This window comes from Oceanicaulis sp. (assembly GCF_965249665.1).
In the GTDB taxonomy this organism is placed as follows: Bacteria; Pseudomonadota; Alphaproteobacteria; order Caulobacterales; family Maricaulaceae; genus Oceanicaulis.
This window is the reverse complement of the sequence record NZ_OZ252247.1, coordinates 1,962,485-1,981,606: the sequence shown is the minus strand read 5'-3', so window position 1 is coordinate 1,981,606 and position 19,122 is coordinate 1,962,485. Positions and strand designations below refer to the sequence as shown.

The 19,122-nt window shown below is 63.6% G+C and carries 18 protein-coding genes; 6 read left to right on the top strand and 12 right to left on the bottom strand.

The window, feature by feature from the left end:
* Positions 1-178 precede the first annotated feature (178 nt).
* Together ACP154_RS09510 and ACP154_RS09505 are read left to right on the top strand one after the other, a co-directional pair.
* Entirely contained in the window at positions 179-496 is a 318-nt protein-coding gene (locus tag ACP154_RS09510) for a hypothetical protein (protein WP_107712758.1), read from the top strand.
* Between the two features lie 127 nt (positions 497-623).
* Positions 624-2,750, top strand: a complete 2,127-nt coding sequence (locus ACP154_RS09505) for a hypothetical protein (RefSeq protein ID WP_421859667.1) — start codon at positions 624-626, stop codon at positions 2,748-2,750.
* Between the two features lie 76 nt (positions 2,751-2,826).
* Here ACP154_RS09505 and ACP154_RS09500 read toward each other — a convergent pair whose 3' ends face one another.
* Genes ACP154_RS09500 through ACP154_RS09480 form a run of 5 tightly spaced genes read right to left on the bottom strand, consistent with a single transcriptional unit; the run spans position 2,827 to position 7,583 of the window.
* A complete protein-coding gene (locus ACP154_RS09500; RefSeq protein WP_421859668.1) occupies positions 2,827-3,462 on the bottom strand; it encodes an ABC-type transport auxiliary lipoprotein family protein in 636 nt (211 codons plus the stop codon).
* Positions 3,459-4,415 carry an MlaD family protein gene (locus ACP154_RS09495; RefSeq protein ID WP_421859670.1) on the bottom strand — a complete coding sequence of 319 codons (957 nt, stop codon included), beginning with the start codon at positions 4,413-4,415 and terminating at the stop codon, positions 3,459-3,461. The genes ACP154_RS09500 and ACP154_RS09495 overlap by 4 nt, the downstream gene beginning before the upstream one ends.
* Before the next feature lie 9 nt (positions 4,416-4,424).
* On the bottom strand, positions 4,425-5,201 hold the full coding sequence (locus ACP154_RS09490) for an ABC transporter ATP-binding protein (RefSeq protein ID WP_421859672.1): 777 nt from the start codon (positions 5,199-5,201) through the stop codon (positions 4,425-4,427).
* Positions 5,198-6,352: an ABC transporter permease gene (locus tag ACP154_RS09485; RefSeq protein ID WP_107712753.1), complete on the bottom strand. Its 1,155-nt coding sequence runs from the start codon at positions 6,350-6,352 to the stop codon at positions 5,198-5,200. The genes ACP154_RS09490 and ACP154_RS09485 overlap by 4 nt, the downstream gene beginning before the upstream one ends.
* A gap of 49 nt (positions 6,353-6,401) precedes the next feature.
* Positions 6,402-7,583, bottom strand: coding sequence for an MFS transporter (locus ACP154_RS09480; RefSeq protein ID WP_421859674.1), 1,182 nt, complete (start codon positions 7,581-7,583; stop codon positions 6,402-6,404).
* Between the two features lie 108 nt (positions 7,584-7,691).
* On the opposite strand from ACP154_RS09480, the gene ACP154_RS09475 reads away from it, so the two are divergent.
* The 3 genes from ACP154_RS09475 to ACP154_RS09465 are packed head-to-tail and all read left to right on the top strand — an operon-like array spanning position 7,692 to position 10,812.
* Positions 7,692-8,993: a glycosyltransferase family 4 protein gene (locus tag ACP154_RS09475; RefSeq protein WP_421859675.1), complete on the top strand. Its 1,302-nt coding sequence runs from the start codon at positions 7,692-7,694 to the stop codon at positions 8,991-8,993.
* A complete protein-coding gene (locus ACP154_RS09470; protein WP_107712750.1) occupies positions 8,990-9,712 on the top strand; it encodes a class I SAM-dependent methyltransferase in 723 nt (240 codons plus the stop codon). The genes ACP154_RS09475 and ACP154_RS09470 overlap by 4 nt, the downstream gene beginning before the upstream one ends.
* Entirely contained in the window at positions 9,709-10,812 is a 1,104-nt protein-coding gene (locus ACP154_RS09465; RefSeq protein ID WP_133725207.1) for a hypothetical protein, read from the top strand. Before ACP154_RS09470 ends, ACP154_RS09465 begins: the two co-directional genes overlap by 4 nt.
* Here ACP154_RS09465 and ACP154_RS09460 read toward each other — a convergent pair.
* On the bottom strand, positions 10,781-11,413 hold the full coding sequence (locus ACP154_RS09460; protein WP_107712748.1) for a class I SAM-dependent methyltransferase: 633 nt from the start codon (positions 11,411-11,413) through the stop codon (positions 10,781-10,783). The two genes, ACP154_RS09465 and ACP154_RS09460, sit on opposite strands and share 32 nt — an antisense overlap.
* Positions 11,413-12,051, bottom strand: a complete 639-nt coding sequence (locus ACP154_RS09455; protein ID WP_133725205.1) for a hypothetical protein — start codon at positions 12,049-12,051, stop codon at positions 11,413-11,415. The genes ACP154_RS09460 and ACP154_RS09455 overlap by 1 nt, the downstream gene beginning before the upstream one ends.
* A 125-nt stretch (positions 12,052-12,176) precedes the next feature.
* On the opposite strand from ACP154_RS09455, the gene pip reads away from it, so the two are divergent.
* Entirely contained in the window at positions 12,177-13,151 is a 975-nt protein-coding gene (gene pip, locus ACP154_RS09450; RefSeq protein WP_421859678.1) for a prolyl aminopeptidase, read from the top strand.
* 74 nt (positions 13,152-13,225) lie between these two features.
* Here the strand turns inward: pip and ACP154_RS09445 are convergent, their stop codons facing one another.
* From ACP154_RS09445 to mreC, 5 genes are all read right to left on the bottom strand, one after another.
* Positions 13,226-14,575: a sodium-dependent transporter gene (locus tag ACP154_RS09445; RefSeq protein WP_424993781.1), complete on the bottom strand. Its 1,350-nt coding sequence runs from the start codon at positions 14,573-14,575 to the stop codon at positions 13,226-13,228.
* A gap of 132 nt (positions 14,576-14,707) precedes the next feature.
* Complete coding sequence (gene rodA / locus ACP154_RS09440; RefSeq protein ID WP_107712744.1) at positions 14,708-15,853, bottom strand: rod shape-determining protein RodA; 1,146 nt, start codon at positions 15,851-15,853, stop codon at positions 14,708-14,710.
* A gap of 3 nt (positions 15,854-15,856) precedes the next feature.
* Positions 15,857-17,734 (bottom strand): penicillin-binding protein 2, encoded by a 1,878-nt coding sequence (mrdA, locus tag ACP154_RS09435; protein WP_421859680.1) that lies wholly within the window; start codon positions 17,732-17,734, stop codon positions 15,857-15,859.
* 27 nt (positions 17,735-17,761) lie between these two features.
* Positions 17,762-18,271, bottom strand: coding sequence for a hypothetical protein (locus tag ACP154_RS09430; RefSeq protein WP_421859682.1), 510 nt, complete (start codon positions 18,269-18,271; stop codon positions 17,762-17,764).
* A complete protein-coding gene (gene mreC, locus ACP154_RS09425; RefSeq protein ID WP_107712741.1) occupies positions 18,271-19,116 on the bottom strand; it encodes a rod shape-determining protein MreC in 846 nt (281 codons plus the stop codon). The genes ACP154_RS09430 and mreC overlap by 1 nt, the downstream gene beginning before the upstream one ends.
* Positions 19,117-19,122 lie beyond the last annotated feature (6 nt).

The window sequence follows — 19,122 nt, the reverse complement described above, 5'->3', positions numbered from 1 at the left end:
CCCCCGTCTTGATAGGCGCTTCTGTTGGCAGGCTCGCCGCATTTCAGGCGAGGCGCAAGACTGTTATCAGTCCAGAGCCATTCGAGCTTACCAAGAGTTCATGAAAAACCGGGCGGTCTGCTCTTGTCTTGGCATAGGCCGAGGCGCATAAGAACAGTGTCTGAAAATGGGTTCCGCCATGTCTCTGCTGATCGATATTGCTCATCTGATACTTGCCACGGCCCTGTCTTTTCTGGGTCTGGACTATGAGCGTGAAGACGAAGCACGCGCCATTCAGCTCAATCCCGCTCAAGTGCGCACAATCGCCTTCAGCCCGGAGTTGACCCCCACATCGTTTGCAGTCTCGATCTCGGTTCAGACCGCGCAGACATATTCTGCGCCCATTGAGCGGGTGCTGCCCGTTCTCGGCGCCCCCGAAGCGGCGCCCGCACCCCAAATGGTTAGCCTTAACGATTGCGAAACCATACAGCCCGCGCAGACGCTTCCTACTCTTTGATCGACTCACGCTCTGGCGTTAAACACAAGGTCTGAACAAACAGGCCTGCAGTGCCGCGCGATTCTGTTAGGATGGTCGTTTCACGGCGATATCCGAACGGGATCTGCGCCAAACCAGACGAGACGTCATGGCTGCCAAGGATACAAAAGACGCTGAAAAGGTTGAGGAAAGCGTGATCGCCGAACCGGCGGGCGGTGCGCTGGAGGCTGTTCGCTCAACTTCTCTCGCGCCTCAGATGACCGCCCCGCCTCCCAAGACTGAGGGCGGCGGCTGGCTGGCGTTTGGCGGCGCAGCGTTTGGTTTGCTGTGGTTTGGCGGCGCAGCGGCCTATCTCGCCGGCTACACGGACCTGATCGCTTTAAGCCCGGCGCAGATGGCGGGCCTGTCTGTATTCGCGGCCGCTCCGGCGTTGCTGTTCGTGCTGGCAGGCCTGTTGGGGCGTGAAGTGTCTCGCGCCGGTTCGCGCGCCCGCCATCTGGACGCGGCGGTCTTGCGCCTCGCCACCCCGACCGAACACGCCGAGGAAGACGCTTCGCGCCTGGCCGATGCGATCACCATGCAGGTGGACCGCGTCAACAAGGCCATGGAAAGCGCTCTGGCGCGGCTTGCGGCCATGGAAGAGGTGATCACCCACCATGCTGAGAGTCTGGAGGACGGCTCCAGCCGCGCCAGGGAGCGCGCCGAACAGCTGACCCGCGCCCTGCGCGACGAACGCCTGCGCCTCAATGACGTGTCTGAAGGCCTTGATGACAAGGCCGCCATGATCGCCGCCGCCATTCAGGATCAGTCCAAAATGGTCGCGGCCGCCGCCGAGCTTGCCGACGCCAAGGCGTCAGAAGGTGAACGCCTGATCCGGTCGGGCGCCGAGCGCCTGAGCGCGGCCGGCCAGGCCGCCGAGGAAGCCGGCGACCGGGTCGCCCTGTCGCTGGACGCCCGCGCCACCGAGCTGCGCGACTTCTCTGACATGCTGCGCAATCGCACGGACGGGCTGGAAGACGCCTATGTCAAACATCGCGACCGCCTGCAGGACGTGACCGAGACCTTGCGCAAGGAGCAAGAGAAGATCGGCGCCGCGCTCGACTTCCATAAGGCTGAGCTTGAAACTATGACGCGCAAGGCGCGCGACGGGGCTGAAATCCTTGAGAGCACCGCCAAGAATTCCGGCGAAGTCTTCCTGGACGCCGTAGACAAGGCGCTGGGCCAGGCCAAGGATCTGGCCAATTCCCTGTCTGAGCGCAGCGAAGAAGCCGCCCGCGCCCAGGAGCGCGCCCTCGACCGGATGCGCGACGCCGCCCGGTCTGCGCGCGAAGCCGCCGAGGAAGCCGGTGAAAGCCTGAAAAAACAAGCCGACGACGCCGAAGCCGCGCTCGAGCGGGTCAGTGAAAGCGGGTTCGACGTGGCCCGCCGCTCTGACGACGCGTTTCAGGCTCGCCTGCGCGAGGCTGAAGATCTCACCGCTCGCGCTGAGAAAGCCGCTGAAGAGGCTGCGGAGGCGGTGCGCAAGCAAATGTCTGAAACCCTTGACGCCGCGCGCCGTGAAAGCCGCCGGATCGAGGATGAACTGTCCGCTCTCCGCAGCAAGCTTGATGACGCCCCCGACGCCGCGCGCAACGCCGCCAAGGCCATGCAGCGCACGCTTGAGGACGGGCTGAGTCAGCTCAATGAAACGGCGCAGACCGCCTCTGACCAGGCGCGCGACATTGACGCCCTGTTTCAGTCGCGTATCCGCCAGAACTATGAACTGCTCAGCGATTTCATCCTGCGTATGGGCTCTGTGGCCGGGGGCCATAAACCGCTCGATCTGAACATCAACGAATTGCCCGATCCGCTCAGCGCGCGGCGCAAGGGTGACGATGACGGCGCAACCGACACGCCGAGGCGCAAGCGCACAGAGATCGCCAATCGCGAGGCTGACGCCCGTTCCTCGGAGACTCGAGACAGCGCCGAACGCGATGAAGACTGGGAAGCCTCCAAAACAGAAGACCGCAAGGCTGAGCGCGCCCGCCGCACGGATCAAGGCAAGCCGGACCTGAAGCCTGTGCGTTCCGCCCGCTCCGACGAGGATGAAGACGAAGCGGCGCTCAATGGCGATGAAGAGGATCCGGTGCGCGACAGCATTCGCGATGGTGTCGAGAAGGCCCGCAAGGAAGCCAGCTGGCGCTGGCGCGACCTTCTGGCCAACATGGATTCAGACGAAACACCCTCATCGAGCAAGGATGACCCCAAACGCAATCGCCGCAATCGCGATAGCTAAGCGCTCGGCGGCGCGCACAAAAAGGGCCGGCCTTTGAAGGGGCCGGCCCTTTTTCGGTCAACGGTCAGGTCTGCCTCTAGCAAGCAGTCTCAGCGCAAACGATGCTCGTGGCCCAATCCGCCAGGGCATGGGCGGTTTCATTGGAGGCTTGGCTAAAGGCGTCAATCAACGCCGCCTGCCTATTATCGCTGGCCCGCACGCTGATATCAAAGCGACGCGACGCCGCCAGGGCCCGCTCATCGCGATCAATCAGGCGCGCCACCATGCGCATCTGTATGAGTGGGGCTTGAGCATCGCCCTGATCGTATTCGGCTTCAAACCGGCGCAACTCCAGCTGCAGGCGATAGCGCGCCTGCACACCGTCTTCACTGCGGGCGGGGATCAGTTCCGGCGTCTCGCTCAGGAAGACATCCAAAATGCGATCATGTAGCAGCGTCGGCGCCGGCGACAGCCAGGCCGCGCCCGCCATATAGGCCAGCTCGCCATCGCGCAGCAGCGCCACCCGGTCGACCGCCAATCCGCGCGGTGCACTGATATGGTCAATCAATATGGTCTGCGCCTGGGCGGACGGGGCCACTTCATCCGCCGTCAGACCGGTCAGGCGATAAAGCGACACCGGCTCGCTTTCCGGCAGCAAGGAGATGCAGCCCGGCGTCGCCAGAAGGCTCATCGCTCCAAGCGCGCCCAGCGCCACTTTTCCCAAAGTGCTCATCGCGGCACCTCCACTTCAGCGCCTTCAGGTTCGGCGATAAATCCGGCTGGGTCAGATTCCAGCTCCAGCGCAACCCGTTCGAGCGCAGCGACCAGGGATCGCAGATCGCGCAAGGTCGCCGTCAGCTGGGTCAGCCCGTCTTCAGAAAACTCTTCGACGCCCGGCCGCAGCGCGACCAGCGCCTCATAGGTCTCAACAGCGGTGCGATCAACTTCCTGCGCCGCGGCGGCCGTGTCCAGCGTCGCCGGCGTCAGATCATCGACGACATAGCGCTCGGTGACCTGGGCAAACTGCTGCATGGCCTGGGCGGCGACGGACACGTCTGCGCCCGCCTGCTGCACACTGTTCAGCGCCTCGCGCGCTTCGCTGATCAACACTTCGCGCTGGGCCAGATCACCGGTGATCGTCTCGATATGATTGAGCGTGTTGGTCATGCTCTCGAGGTTCTCATCGCTCAGCAGACGACCGATCCGCACAAAGCTGAGCTGGGCGGATTCCAGAAGGCTCTCGCCGCCTTCCACCAATTGCTCAATCTGGGCCTGGGTGGCGTAAATGCGCGGCGCACGATCGCCCGCCCGGCTCTCTAGCCGTTCTGCATTGGGCGAGCCCGCCGAAATCTGGATATAGGACAGCCCCGTCAGACCTTGCGGTTCCAGCTGGGCTTCAGAATCTGATTTCACCGGCGTTTCCACATTCACCCGAATGCGCGCAATCACCTGGCCGGGGTTATCGGGGTTGAGGCCCAGCTCGGTCACTTCGCCGACCTGAATGCCGTTAAAGCGAACCTCTGACGCGGGGCGCAAACCCCGGACCGCGCCGTCAAAGACAACGTCATATTCGCGAAACTCGCGGTCCAGCGCCGCCCCGGACAGCCAGAGCGACAACATCACCCCCGAAACCGTCAGGAAAACGACGAAGAAACCCACAATGGCGTGATGCGCTTTGGTTTCCATAGCGTGCCTCTAGTCCTCAGCGGCTTGTCTTAACACGGCGCGTCCGCGTGGACCGCCAAAATATTCCTGGATCCAGGGATGCGGGTTTCGGGTCAGCGCATCCAACGGCGCGTTCGCGATAATCCTTTTGTCGGCGATCACCGCCACCCGGTCACAGATGGCGTGCAGGCTGTCGAGGTCATGCGTGATCATCACCACCGTCAGATTGAGCGTCTCAGACAATTCCTTGATCAGGTCATCAAAGGCGCTGGCCCCGATCGGATCGAGTCCGGCGGTGGGTTCGTCCAGAAACAGAATGTCGGGATCCAGCGACAAGGCCCGCGCCAGCCCCGCGCGTTTTTTCATGCCGCCCGACAATTCCGCAGGAAACTTGCCGCCCGCCTCGCCGGACAATCCCACAAGCCCGATCTTCAGATCCGCCAGCTCCTTCATCAGGCTGACGGGCATGCGCACATGCTCGCGCATCGGCGCCATGACGTTTTCCTGAACCGTCAGCGAAGAGAACAGCGCGCCCGCCTGGAACAGGACGCCCCAGCGCTTTTCCAGCGCAAGTCGGTCGCGTCCCGACATGCTCGACATGGGCGCGCCGCGAAACAGGATTTCGCCGCCATCAGGCGATTTCAGCCCCAAAATGGTGTTGATCAGAACCGATTTGCCCGAGCCCGACCCCCCGACAATACCCAAAGTCTCGCCCTGCCGAATCTCGAGATCAAGATTGTCATGAACCACGTGTGAGCCGAACTGGCTGCGCAGGCCGCGCACTTCGATCAAGGGCGCGCCGCTCATATGTCGAGCTCCAGATACATCATGGCGAACAGCGCATCGATCACGATGACCGCAAAGATCGCCTGCACCACAGACGTCGTCACCCGCGCCCCAAGGCTCTCCACATCACCGCCCACCTGAAGCCCGTGACGGCATCCGACAATGGCGATCACCAGGCCAAACACCGGCGCCTTGGACATGCCGACCAGGAAGTGCTTGATATCTATGGTGTCATGCATGCGGGTCAGGAAGAAATTCGGCGAAATATCCAGCGTCCACCAACTGACCATCATGCCGCCCACCACACCCGCCACCATGGCGGACAGGGTGAGAAGCGGGGCCATGATCACACAGGCCAGAACACGCGGCAGGACCAGAACCTCATAGGGGTCCAGGCCCATCACCTTCATCGCATCGATCTCTTGCTGCATCTTCATGGAGCCGATAGCGGCGGTGAAGGCGGAATCAGACCGCCCGGCCAGCAAGATGGCGGTGATCAGCACGCCAAATTCGCGCAGCACGGCAATGCCCACCAGATCCACGGTAAAAACGGACGCGCCGAAGGTCTCAAGCAGGCTCGCGCCCATGAAGGCCACCACCGCGCCGATGAAAAAGCTGAGCACGGTGATGATCGGCAACGCATCCACACCCGCCGTCTCCATCAAATGAATGGTCGGCGTCCAGCGCATCTTGGTCGGATTGACCAACACGCTGAGTCCGGTGGTGATGGTGCGGCCGAAAAAGGCGAAGGATGCGACGGTTTCCTTCAGGCCATCCTCCACCCCGGCGCCAATCCTGGCGAAGGTGGCGATCACGCCACGCGACGCCTCTTCAGGCACAGGACAGTCCGCGAGACGTTCACGCATCTCCCCCATCAGGCGACGCGCGGTTTCATGGCTGCCGATGAAATGCCAGTCCGCATCCGGTTCACCGCACCGGCTCAGGGTTCGACCCAGCATGTATGCACCGGCGGTGTCGATCCGGCCCAGATGGGTCAGGTCAATCACCAGATCCTGCGGATCGGTCTCGGCCTCAATGCGTTTGAGTTGGCGGTTGAAACGACCGACCGCCTCGATCAGCCAATCGCCGCGCGGCTCCAGCACCAGCCGCGCGCCTTCATGGCGCGTGGTCAGCCCCGCCTGCTGGCGCTCTGTTGCGATCGCTGCTGTCATGGTCCCCGCTTCCCCTGAGCTGTGAGGCTTATATGGGAGTGTGGCTCCATTATGGCTGTGTTCGCGCGCTTTGCACGAGCCAGAATGCAAAGAGCAATCCCAGACCTGACGGAATCGCCATGACTGCAAAACCGCCCGCGCCATACGCGCTATACGCGAACCCCGATGCATAGGCCGCCAGCGCCAGGACCAGCCCGCCCGAAAACGCGGAATTGATCGCCTGCGCCATGGAAGCGAAGCGGGTGGGACTGTTATCCGCTGCATATCGCAGAAAGCCCAGATAGGTGGCGCTGAAGCTGAAGGCGTGAAGAAGCTGAAGCGGAAACAACAGCCAAAGCGGCGGGGAGGCGGCGAGCGCCAACCAGCGCACCACCGACACCGCGCCCCCCAACGCCAGCACTTTTGCCGGGCTCATCGAGCTTAGCAGCCGGGCGGACAGGGCGAAAAACACGATCTCCGCTCCCACACCGGTGGCCCAGAGCAACCCTACCGCCCCGGCGGGCACGCCCTCAGCGCGCCAGGCCACGGCGGAAAACCCGTAATAAAACCCGTGGGCGCCCTGGATCAGCGCGGACGCTGCAAAGGCCAGCGGCAATCCGTTGGACAGCATGGCCGCAACCACGCCGGTCTTCGCCGCCGGATCAGTTAGAGCCGCCTCAGGCGCTGGCGGGTTGCGCCCTTCAGGCAGCATCAGAGCGGTCAGCACCGCCAGAGCCGCGCCGATCAGCGTCCAGGCCAGGGCCGCCTCGCCGCCGAGCCAGCCGATCAGCCAGCCCGCGCCCACATTGCCCAGAATGAAGGTCGCCGAGCCGAACGCGCGCGGCGGGCCGAAGGCGAACCGGCGGCGGCTGGATTCCTGGACCGCGAAGGCGTCGATGATCGGCATGATGCCGGTGAAGGCGCCCCCGGCGAGGCCCGCCAGGATGAGAATCGCCCAAGGGTTGGTTGCGGGGATGAAAGCTGCGAAGGCGAAAAAAGAGACCAAAGCATATGTCAGGACCGCCCAGCGCTTTTTCGGCGCCCGGTCCGCCAGCATCGCCCCCAGAGGCGCCGCGAAGACCCGCCCCGCCATCGAAGCGGCAGCTGCAGCCCCGATCATTTCAGGGCTGAGCCCCCGCCCTTCATACCAGACCGGCATGTAAGGCAGGTACGCGCCGAATCCCAGATAGAACGCCCCGTAAAACAGCGCAAAGCGAACAGGACGCGGGATCGAAACGAGCACAGCGGTCATGGTCAGGGGCTTAGCGCGGCTGAACCTGTGAGGAAAGCGCGTTTGACCGCATGGTGAACACTGTTTGCTCTTGGTTTCCGGCGCGGCTGACGATAGCTTCCCGCCTTCATGAAAGACGCCGTCCTTGATCCGCCCCAGACCCGCTCCGCGCCTTTGCGCGTGCTGGTCTCCAGTTATCGCTCAGCGCCCCATGTGGGTGGCCAGGGCGTATATGTGCGCGCCCTGTCGCGCGCCCTCTCCGATCAAGGCTGCGCCGTCTCGGTGATTTCCGGCCCGCCCTATCCCGTACTTGATCGCGATGTCGAGCTGATCAAACTGCCCTCGCTCGATCTGTTCAGCGTCGACAACGCTTTTCTGACCTTGCGCTGGAACACGCTGCTGGATCGCGCGAACCGCACCGAATGGCTGGCGCACAACACTGGCGCCTTCGCTGAAATGGTCAGCTATGCGATGCGTCTGGAAGCCTGGATCGCCGAGCACGGCGACCGGTTTGACGTGGTGCATGACAATCAGACGCTCGCCCTGCCGATGACCGGTGTGGACAGTTATCTGCCGGTGATCACCACCCTGCATCACCCCATCGCCATTGATCGCGATTTCGCGGTGGCGGGCGCGGCCAACTGGTGGCGGCGCGCCCTGACCCGGCGCTGGCATTCGTTTGTGGATCATCAGGCCAAGGCCGCGCGCGCCTTGCCGCGTTTTCTGGCGGTGTCAGACGCCGCGCGGCAGTCTTACGCTCAGCGATGCGGCGTTGATCCCGCCCGCGTACGGGTGGCGTTCAACGGGCTTGATCTCGACAGCTTCAAGCCCGATCCCGGGGTGATCCGCGACGAAGACCATGTTCTGGCGCTGGCCAGCGCTGATGTGCCCATCAAGGGGCTCGACGTGCTGATCGACGCGCTGGCGAAACTGAAAGCGCGCGGTCGCACGCCGCGGCTGACCGTAATCGGAGCCTTGCGCGACGGCCCGACCAAACGCGCGCTTAAAGACACAGGATTGCTCGACAGCGTGGACTTCGTCTCCGGCCTCAGCCTGGACGAAATCGTCGCGCTCTATCGCAAGGCGACGGTGTTTGTCTCCGCCTCCCGCTTTGAAGGCTTCGGCTTTCCCGCCGCTGAAGCCATGGCGTGCGGCGCGCCGGTTATCGTGTCGCGCGGCGGCGCCTTGCCGGAAGTGGCGGGCGAAGCCGGCATCGTGACCGAAGTGGAAGATGCAGAGGGTCTCGCCGATGCGCTGGAGCGCGTCCTTTCCGATCCGGCGCTACGCCAGACAATGAGCGCCGCCTGCGCCGCCCGCGCGCACAGCGCTTTTCGCTGGGACGAGCACGCTCGCGCCAGCCTGGATCTTTATGCCCAAGCGCTTGAAGAACGCGGGCGCCTGCCTGACATAACGGAGCTTGCCGCCCAATGATGGTGACGCTGGACCTAGACGCGCTGGACCTTGAAGACGGCCAGCGCGTCCTTGACCTGGGCTGCGGGCGCGGCCGGCACAGCCATGCCTTTTACTGGCATGACAAGGCGCTGGACGTCACCATGCTCGATCTCAGCCTGGAAGACCTCAAGGGCGCGATCGACGGCTTTTTCGAACTGCCGCCGCCGCCTCAAAACCCGCCGCGCAGCGCGGTATGGAGCGTGGGAGACGCCGGACGTCTGCCCTTCGCCGATCACAGCTTTGACGTGGTGATCTGTTCTGAAGTGCTCGAGCATCTGCCCGATGTGGACGCGGCGCTGGATGAAATCACGCGCATCGTGAAGCCGGGTGGGCGCTTCGCCCTGTCCGTGCCGCGCTATTGGCCGGAAAAAATCTGCTGGGCGCTCTCTGAAGGTTATCAGAACACGCCGGGCGGCCATGTGCGCATCTTTAAGGATCATGAGCTACGCGACCGCGTCGCCCGTCGCGGGTATCGTCCCTATAAGCGCCATTGGGCGCACGCCCTGCACGCGCCCTATTGGTGGCTGCGCTGCGCCAAATGGGAGCGTCAGGAGGAGAGCCGCTCGGTCAACGCCTTCCGCAAGCTTCTCGAATGGGACCTTATGGAAAAACCGCGCCTGACCCGCTGGACCGAAGCCGCGCTCAACCCGGTGATGGGGAAATCCGTCGCGCTCTATTTCCAGAAGGACGCGGCATGAGCCATCGCCCGCAATCCATTGGCGTGGATATCGCCGCCTGCGCCGACCGGATCGAGGACCTGCAACTCCGCGACGGCTCTATCCCCTGGGTGGAGACCGGCGTCTGGGACCCCTGGAATCATGGCGAGAGCGCCATGGCGCTGGCCATTGCCGGCCGGGAGACCGCCACACACGCCGCTCTTGACGCGCTGGCCGAGCGCCAGCACGCCGACGGGTCCTGGCTGGGCGAGCTGGGCGCCGGGGTGCCGATGGATGAAGACGGCGAGCGGATTGCGCCTCCGGCTGATCCGGTCACCGCCCATGACACCAACTTCACCGGCTATGCGGCCGTGACTGTTTTGCGCTGCGCGCTGGCGCTCGACGAGCCACGCCTGATTGCGCGCCACGCCGACATGATCAGCCGCGCGCTCGACTGGGTGGTGGACCATCAGACGCCTCATGGCGACGTGGTCTGGCGCAAGCCCGACGCCGGACAGGCGCTGGAGGCGGTGGATTCGCTGAAAGCGGGCAACGCCTCGCTGTTTAAAAGTCTCGAATGCGGATTACGCATCGCCGACGCCCTGGGGCGCAAACGCAGCGACTGGGCGAAAGCGCGGCGCCAGATTGCGCACGCCTTCACCACCAAGCCGCACCGTTTTGACCGGCTGGGTGAGGACCGCTCGCGCTACGCCATGGATTGGTATTATCCCGTGCTGAGCGGCGTTGTGACGGGGCTGGAAGCCAAGGCGCACCTGCATGCGGGCTGGGACCGGTTCGTGGTCGAGGATCTGGGCTGTCGCTGCGTGACTGAAGAGCCCTGGGTCACGGCGGCGGAAACCGCTGAATTGGCGCTGGCCTGCCTGAGCATTGGCGATACGGTCCGCGCGCAAAACCTACTGGGCGCCTTGGCGCCGCTGGCGCGCGACGGCGACGGCTACTGGATGGGCTGGCAGTATGAGCTGGGTCAGGTCTGGCCCAAGGAACGCCCCAGCTGGACCGCCGGCGCGGTCATCCTGGCGGCGGACGCGCTCTACGGCCTGAGCGCCGGGTCAGACCTGCTGATCCGTCATGCGCGGGCTGACGCCTGGCTTAAAGACGGCGCAGAATCTCGAGCGTATTGATCCGCTCCACCGGTTCAAACAGCCCCGACGCTACGGCGAGTTTCCAGATTTCATAAGGCGGACGACCGCCATCTTCGGGATTGGGAAAGACGTCGTGAATGGCGAGCAATCCGCCCCGCGCCACATGCCCCGCCCAGGCGCGATAATCCGCCAGCGCCGTGTCCATGGCGTGCCCGCCATCAATAAACACAAAGCTCAGCGGACCCGACCAGCTGGCGCCAATCAAAGCGGATGGCCCCACCATCGCGATGACGTCACGTTCGAGATCGGCCAGGGCCAACGTCCGACGCAGCGCCGGCAGTGTGTCCACACGGCCCAGCTCGGCGTCATAAAGCTCAGGGTCGTGATAGCCTTCGCCCGGTTGATGCTCCTCCGAGCCGCGATGATGGTCGACAGCGAACAAAAGACGCCCCGCTTCGCGCGCGGCCCGGCCCAAATAGACGCTGGAGCGTCCGCACCAGCTGCCGATTTCAACAAAAGCGCCCGGCGCGCTGTCGGCGGCGATACGGGCGTGCCGGGCCAAAGCCTGGCCTTCATCATCGGCCAGGAAGCCCTTGACGGTTTGCGGGTCGAGCGCGTCGCCCGGAAGAGATTGGCTCATTAACTTGCAAGACCCAGATTGGAGTGCGCCGCCCAGCGGCGTTCCGCCAAGGCATCCGCTGCATTGGCGAGACGGGTTTTCTCAGCGTCGAGCGTCTGCAACGAAGGCTCATATCCGCTCAGCGCATCCGCTTCATCCAGACGGTCTGACACGGCGAGGAAGAACTCTTGCGCCCGGCGAACAGACCCCAACGCACTTTCCGCAGACGCCAGATCGCGGGTCAGGCTGGCCTGTCCCAATCTCTGCTCTGAGCTGGCGATGGCCTCGGCTGCATCAGCAATATCGCGCGTGAGGCTGATCAAACGCCCCAGATCAGAATTGAGCGCCTGGACCATCTCATCGCCCTGCGCATCCACATAAACACTGACCGGATCAGCCGCAGCCTCTTCATCGCTGGCGCCATTGATCAGTCGACCGAAAAAGGCGCGCGCTGCAGCTGCGGGCGCGGCGCTCAGCGACCAGCCCTCATCTTCCACCAGTGCGTTCACAGTTTGCGATTGCGTTCTCAGCTGTGTCTCGGCCGCCAGACCGGCCTCTGTGTCAGCGCCCAGCGCAATCGGCTGGCTGGCGCACCCTGAGGACAGGATGCAAGCGCTAAGAACGATACCGAGGCCTATAGCCCGAACGAACGCATGCATGCCGAAGCGACCCTTTTTGACGCAGACCGGTTTCCCCTCCGAACCCGGTTCCACACAGTGATAAAACGACATAGTGTCACGGTAAACAGAACTTGAGGGTTAATCGGCTGATTACCGCGCGAAAAATGGACACACTCCGCTCCCATCGACGGCTGGGCCTGTATCCGCCCACGACGCCGGTTCATACCGGCTTTCTGGACGTGGGACAGGGCCATAGCCTGTATTACGAGGATTGCGGCCGCCCCGACGGGGTGCCCGTGATTACCTTGCATGGCGGACCAGGTGGCGGCGCCGCCCCCGCCATGCGGCGGTTTTTCGACCCACGCCGGTATCGCATTATCGTGTTTGACCAGCGCGGCTGCGGGCGCTCACGCCCCTATTCCTTGCTGGAGCACAATACGACCGCCCATCTGGTCAACGATATCGAACAATTGCGGTCACATCTGGGCATCGACAAATGGCTGGTGTTCGGCGGCTCCTGGGGGGCGACGCTGGGGCTCGCCTATGCCCGCGCCTGTCCCGAACATGTGCTGGGGCTTGTGCTGCGTGGCGTCTTCGCCTGCACCAAAAAAGAGCTCGACTGGTTCTACCGCGACGGCGCGAACCGGTTGTTTCCCGACGCCTGGGCGCGGCTGACCGATCGACTGACGCCAGCCGAACGCGAGCATGTCATCTCAGCCTATTACGAACGCCTGACCTGCGGCGCCAGCATGGATGAACGTCGCGCGGACGCGCTGGCCTGGTCCAGCTGGGAAAGCGCGCTGATCTCAATGAGCGTCGCACCCCAGATGGTGAACCCCGATCCCCACCGGTCGGATGCGCTGGCCCGGATCGAAGCGCATTACTTTCATCATGGCGGATTTCTGGAGCGCGACGGGGTCCTGCTCGAGGACACGGCGCATCTCGCGGACATTCCCGGCGTCATCGTGCAGGGCCGCTATGACATGGTCACGCCGCCGCGCACCGCCTGGGAATTGTCAAAGACCTGGCCAGGCGTGCAGCTGAACTTTGTCGCGGACGCCGGTCACGCTGCGGGCGAACCGGGCACGGTGGACGGGCTGGTGCGCGCCACCGACATGTTCGCGCGGCGCTTCGGATAACGCTCACGGCTATCAACGACGCAAAAAGCCCCGGCGCGAGCACCGGGGCTTTTGTCGTCTGGTGAAACCGCCGCCTAGTTCAGGAAGGGCAGGTTGAAGCCAAAGGTGCTGGCCAGACCCGTCACGATGATCAGGCCCACAGCCACCGGCGCCAGCCAGCGAATGCTGAAACGCCAATAGGCGAAAAAGCCGGTCCCCGCATTGGGAAGCTCTTTGCGCATGAGCGCCTTGGAGACGACCCAGCCTGTAAACAGCGCGATCAGGAAGCCCCCGAGCGGCAGCAAGATTGTGCCTGACACCTTGTCGAGAATGTCGAAGAACTCTCCGGAGAAGGCCGCCGCGATGCCGAACATGTAGATGATGGCGCCAAAGAACAGCGCCGAGCCTACACGGCCGAAATCGGTATGCTCTTCGCCAAAGGCCACGATCACCTGCAAGAGGGAAATCGAGCTCGTCAGGGCCGCAATCAGCGCGAGGAAGAAGAAGGCGCCGCCCACCCATTGGCCGCCCGGCATCTGCGCGAACGCAGACGGCAGGGTCTGGAAGAACAGGCCCGGGCCGGCATCAGGGCTCAGGCCGAAAGCGAACACGAACGGGAAGATCGCGAGACCCGCGATCAGGGCCACCATGGTGTCCGCGCCCGCGATGATGACAGCCGATTGCGGCAGGTTGTCATTGCGCGAGAGGTAGGAGCCATAGGTGATCATGATCGCAGAGCCCACCCCGATGGAGAAGAAGGCCTGCCCCAGCGCTTCCAGGAAGGTCTGGGCTGTGATCTTGGAGAAGTCCGGCGCAAACAGATACTGCATCGCTGCGCCCATATCCGCCGTCAGACCGGCGTAAATCACCATGCCCACCAACATCAGGAAGAAGAGCGGCATCAAGATTGAGACCGTTCGCTCAATGCCCTTGATCACGCCAAAACACACAATGCCCACGGTCACGATCATGAAAGCGGTGTGCCACAAGACCACCGTGCGCGTGTCGCCCACCAGCTGACCAAACGCGTCAGAAACCGCAGAGGGCTCCATGCCGATCATGCCGCCCGACAGCATCTTGAACACATAGGCGGCGACCCAGCCTGCAACGACGGAATAGAAGCACAGGATCATCACGCCGCCGGCCATGCCGACCCAGCCGGTGATCGACCACATCTCTGACGCGCCGGCGTCAAACGCCATCTTGCGGGTCGAGCCCACGGCGGACCGGCGGGCATGACGACCCACGCTTAGCTCCGCCATCAGGATCGGAAAGGCGATCAACACCACACAGACCAGATAGATCAGCACGAAAGCCGCGCCGCCATTCTCGCCGGCCGTGTATGGAAACCGCCAGAAATTACCCAGTCCGACCAACGAGCCGATCGCCGCCATCAGAAAGCCGAAACGGCTGCTCCAAGTTCCGTGCGCGCTCGCGCCGCCCATGGCCATAGGTGCAGTCTCCTCCCCTCAGCCGCGCCTGTGCAGCGCGTGCATTAAATCTGAATCCGCCCTGCGGCGCTTTGGCGCGGGAGGGTGGTCGATCCGCGCCTTGCGGTCAAGTTGGGCAATGCGGTGTTAACCAAACAAACCTGCGCCCTTGGGCGGTTCAGTGTCGCGGTGGACGTGAGCGCCCAGGATCAGGCCCAAGCCGATCAGCACCGTCATCATCACCGTGCCGCCATAGGAGATCATAGGCAGCGGCACGCCCACCACGGGCAACATGCCCATGACCATGCCGACATTGATGAAGACGTAGAGCGAGAAGGTCGTCGCCACCCCCATCACCACCAGGCGCAGAAAAACCGACCGGCAGGAAGTGGCGATCATCACGCAATTGGCGAGGATCAGCGCATACAGCCCTAGCACCACCAGCCCGCCGATAAAGCCGAACTCTTCGCCCAGCATGGTGAAAATGAAATCTGTCTGTTTCTCCGGCAGGAAGTTCAGGTGCGCCTGGGTGCCTTCCATATAGCCCTTGCCGGTCATCCCGCCCGACCCCAGCGCGATCTTGGACTGCAGGATGTGATAGCCCGCGCCCATGGGATCGTCTTCAGGATTGATGAAAGTCATGATCCGCTGGCGTTGATAATCCTGCAGTCCGTACTGGAAGAAGAATCCGCCAGCGACGCCGCCCAGAACGCCTGCCCCCACGATCACCTTCCAACTCAGCCCCGCCAGAAACACGATCGCCACTCCGGTAGCCGCCAGCAAGAGCGAGGTGCCAAGATCAGGCTGTTTGACGATCAAGCCCATGGGCAAGGCGATCATCAGGGCCGGTATGATCAAGCCGCCCAGCGAGGACACTTTCTCCTCGGGCAGGTCGTGGTAGTACCGAGCCAGCGCCAGAACCAGCGCGACCTTCATGATTTCAGACGGCTGCATGCGGATCGGTCCGATATCGATCCAGCGCTGCGCGCCCATCGCCGTGGCGCCCATCAGCTCCACCCCGACCAGCAGCACAAGCGCCCCCAGATAGGCCGGATACGCCAGTCCCATCCAGAAGCGCGGCGGGAACAGCGCTATGACCACCATGATCATCAACCCCACGCCCAGGCGGAGCGCATGGCGTGAGGCGTAGGGATTCCAGGCGCCGCCCTCGACCGAATACAACATGCCGACCCCGATGAGGCCGACGAGCAGGATCAGAAGGACAAAGGCCCAGTTGATCTCAAACAGTTTGCCCCGAAAGCCACGCGGCGCGGACTGGGTGAAAACGCCCATGCTCTACCCTTCCGTGGTCGGACGCGCCGCCGAAGCGAGCATGTCAGGTCGAGCGTTGGAGGGGTCGCGCCGCACCAGATCGCGCAAGATCGCCTGGGCGGGTATTGCGGCGCGGGTGCCGCCGCCGCCATGCTCGATCACCACAGAGACCACATAGCGCGGCGCGCTGACCGGGGCGTAGGAGACAAACAGGCCGTGATTGCGCAAACGCCAGGGCAGATCGTCCTGGTCACGCACACCTGCCGCGCGCTCTTCCGTGGTGATTGAATACACTTGTGACGTGCCGGTCTTGCCCGCCATCTCGAGCCCGTCCAGATCCAGCCCGCGTGTTCCCAACGGCCAATAGGCGGAGCCGCCGGGCTCATTCACCACGCCCGACATGGAGTGTTGGACGAGCGCCAAGTGCTCGGCGCTCCACCCCATTGAGGCGAAGTTTGGAGCAGCGCCGGTCTGACGCGTCAAAGTCGGCGTCACTTGTCGGCCCGTGGCAATGCGTGCGGTCATCACCGCCAATTGCAGGGGCGACGCCAGCAAGGCGCCCTGACCGATGCCAACATTATAGGTGTCGCCGGTCGTCCAGGGTTCATTGCGACGCGCGCGCTTCCAGGCCGGACTGGGCACCAGCCCCTCGGCCCGACGCGGAAACGGCAGCTCGATGTCGAAATACTCGCCCAGACCGCAACTCAGCATCATCTCGCGATAGCGCTCAATGCCCAATCGATTGGCAATCTCGTAGAAATATACATCGCAGGATTGTTTGACCGCTTCATGCAGGTTCATGCGGCCATGCCCCTGCCGACGCCAGCAGTGAAAGTCGCGATTGCCCAGTCGGGTATGCCCCGCGCAGTACACCGTCTCTTCCGGATCGACGAGACCATGCTCCAGCGCCGCCAACGCAGAGATCAGTTTCACCGTTGAAGCCGGCGCATAAAGCCCGGTCGTCGCCTTGTTGAACAAGGGCCTGTAAGGATTGTTGTTCAATGAAGCGAAGGCTTCGGTCCCGATGCCCAGAACAAAGGCGTTCGGGTCAAAGCTCGGTGTGGAGGCCAGCACCAGGATTTCGCCGGTGACCACATCCAGCCCCACCGCCGACGCGCTTTGATCGCCCAGCGCTTCCATCGCCGTGCGTTGCGCACGGGCGTCCAGCGTCAGGGTGACATCCTGGCCAGGGATTGAGGGAATGGATTGTTCGGGGATCTCGCGCATCACCCGGCCGGTGGCGTTCACCTCGACCTTGAGCTGCCCCGCCGAGCCGCGCAAACGGTCTTCATGCTGCAGCTCCGCGCCCGTACGACCAATCCGGAAACCCGGATGCAACAAAAGCGGGTCGTCATTGGCCGCTTCAGGCGGCGCGGCCTGCACATAGCCGGTCACATGCGCAAAGTCATAAGGGCGCGGATAGGTGCGCACTTCGCCCACATCCGGGGTGATCCCCGGCAGATCGGGCAGATGAAGATTGATTCGCGCAAACGTCTCCCAGTCGAGATCCTCGGCGACAGTGACCGGAGTGAATCGCGATGTGCGCGACACGGCGCGCAAAATGCGTTCGATGCGCGTTTCGCTGATCGGCATGTAGCGAGACAGGCGTTCCAGGGCAGCGCGTGGATCACCGGCCTGATCGCGCACGATCATCAAGCGGTAGCTTTCGCGGTTTTCCGCAATCGCTTCACCAAACCGGTCCAGAAGCCGTCCCCGGGCAGGCGGTTGCAGGCGGAAATTGAACTGGTTTTGCTCAGACAGCAGCCGATAGGCGTCCTGCTCGAGCACCTGCAAGCCATACATGCGCGCGCTCAACGCGGCGAAAGCGCCCGCTCCGAGCCCTGACAACAAAAGGGACCGGCGGGTGAACTGGGCTTGGGCCTCTTGCTTGTCACGACGCATTCGGGCTCTTTCTCAGCCTGAGCTGCCTTAGGAGAAGGTGCTGCGTTCCTTTCGCCGGGCGAACAGCCAAGCGAAGATCGGAAACAGAAGGATGGTCAGGATCGCTTCAGTAATCAACGGTCCAGCCGCCACAGGGGCGCCAATCGCGAACGAGCCCGCCCCCCAGGCCGCGCCAAAAGCCACAATCGCCGTCAGGGTGAAGCGCAAGGCCAAAGGCCCGACCTCGCCGCCCGCGCCATCGGCTTCGCGCATGCGCATGACGCTGAAGGCGACCAGAAACGCAAACGCCCAGACGCCCATGGGGGCGCCCGCCAGCAAATCCTGCAAAACGCCCACCACAAGCAGAACCGGCGGGGCGATAAACCAGGGCTGACGCACCGACCAGATAAACAGGGCGATCAAAGGAAAGGCTGGCGCCAGATCAGGCCCGCCGCCCAGACGGCTGGGCAAAGCGTGCAGGATCAGCGCCCCCAGCATGGTGAGGATGAACAGAACCAGATCGGTGGTGGCGTTATTGCGGTCAACCGATGGACGCATCAATTCGCCTCCTCTTGCCCGGCGGGCGTACTGATCGGATCCGCCTCAGGCGCCTGAACCGGCTCGAACGGCCAGATCCAGATCAGATCGATCGGCGCGGTCCGGCTGAACAAGGCGACCCGCCAGCGCCCGTCCCGATCACGCACCGCCTGGCCCACCGGCACGCCGCGCGGCATGACATTGTCATCGCCGGAGGTGACGATGCGGTCGCCTTCGCGCAAATCAGGCTCGGCGCCCAGATATTCAAGACGGGGAAACTCGGTGTTATCGCCCACCAGCAAGGCGCGGGCGTTGGACCGGTCCGCCATCACAGCCACGCGTGAGTTGATGTCCGTCAGCAGCAAAATCCGGGTGGAGCTGCGCCCCACTTCCACCGTCCGCCCGACAAGGCCGTACACATTCACCGCCGGATAGCCGGGGCGCACCCCGTCTTCCCGGCCCGCATCGATCAGGCGTGAGCGCACGAAAGCGTTGGACCGGTCCGCCACCGTCCAGGCGCTGATGCGCGCCTCAGCGGCGTCCGCTTGCAGGTTCAGCGCTTCGCGGTACCGGGCGTTGCGCTCTTGCAAAGACAGGGCGGCGTCGCGCCAGGCCCGCATCTCGGCCGCCTGCATGCGCAGATTGCGGTTTTCATCAGCCAGCTCGAACTGACGCTTCCACCACGGGCCGATATTGGCGAGCCCGCGGAAGGGACGAACGCTGAGATCGAGCACTGGCGTCGCCAGATCATTAAAGCCAGCCCGCATGCCCGTCAGAGCTTGCGGTCGGCTTTCGGGCCGGTCGATATAAATGAGGAAACAGCTGACCAGAATGCAAACGATGAACAGGAGAGGCGAAAACCGCACCCCCTC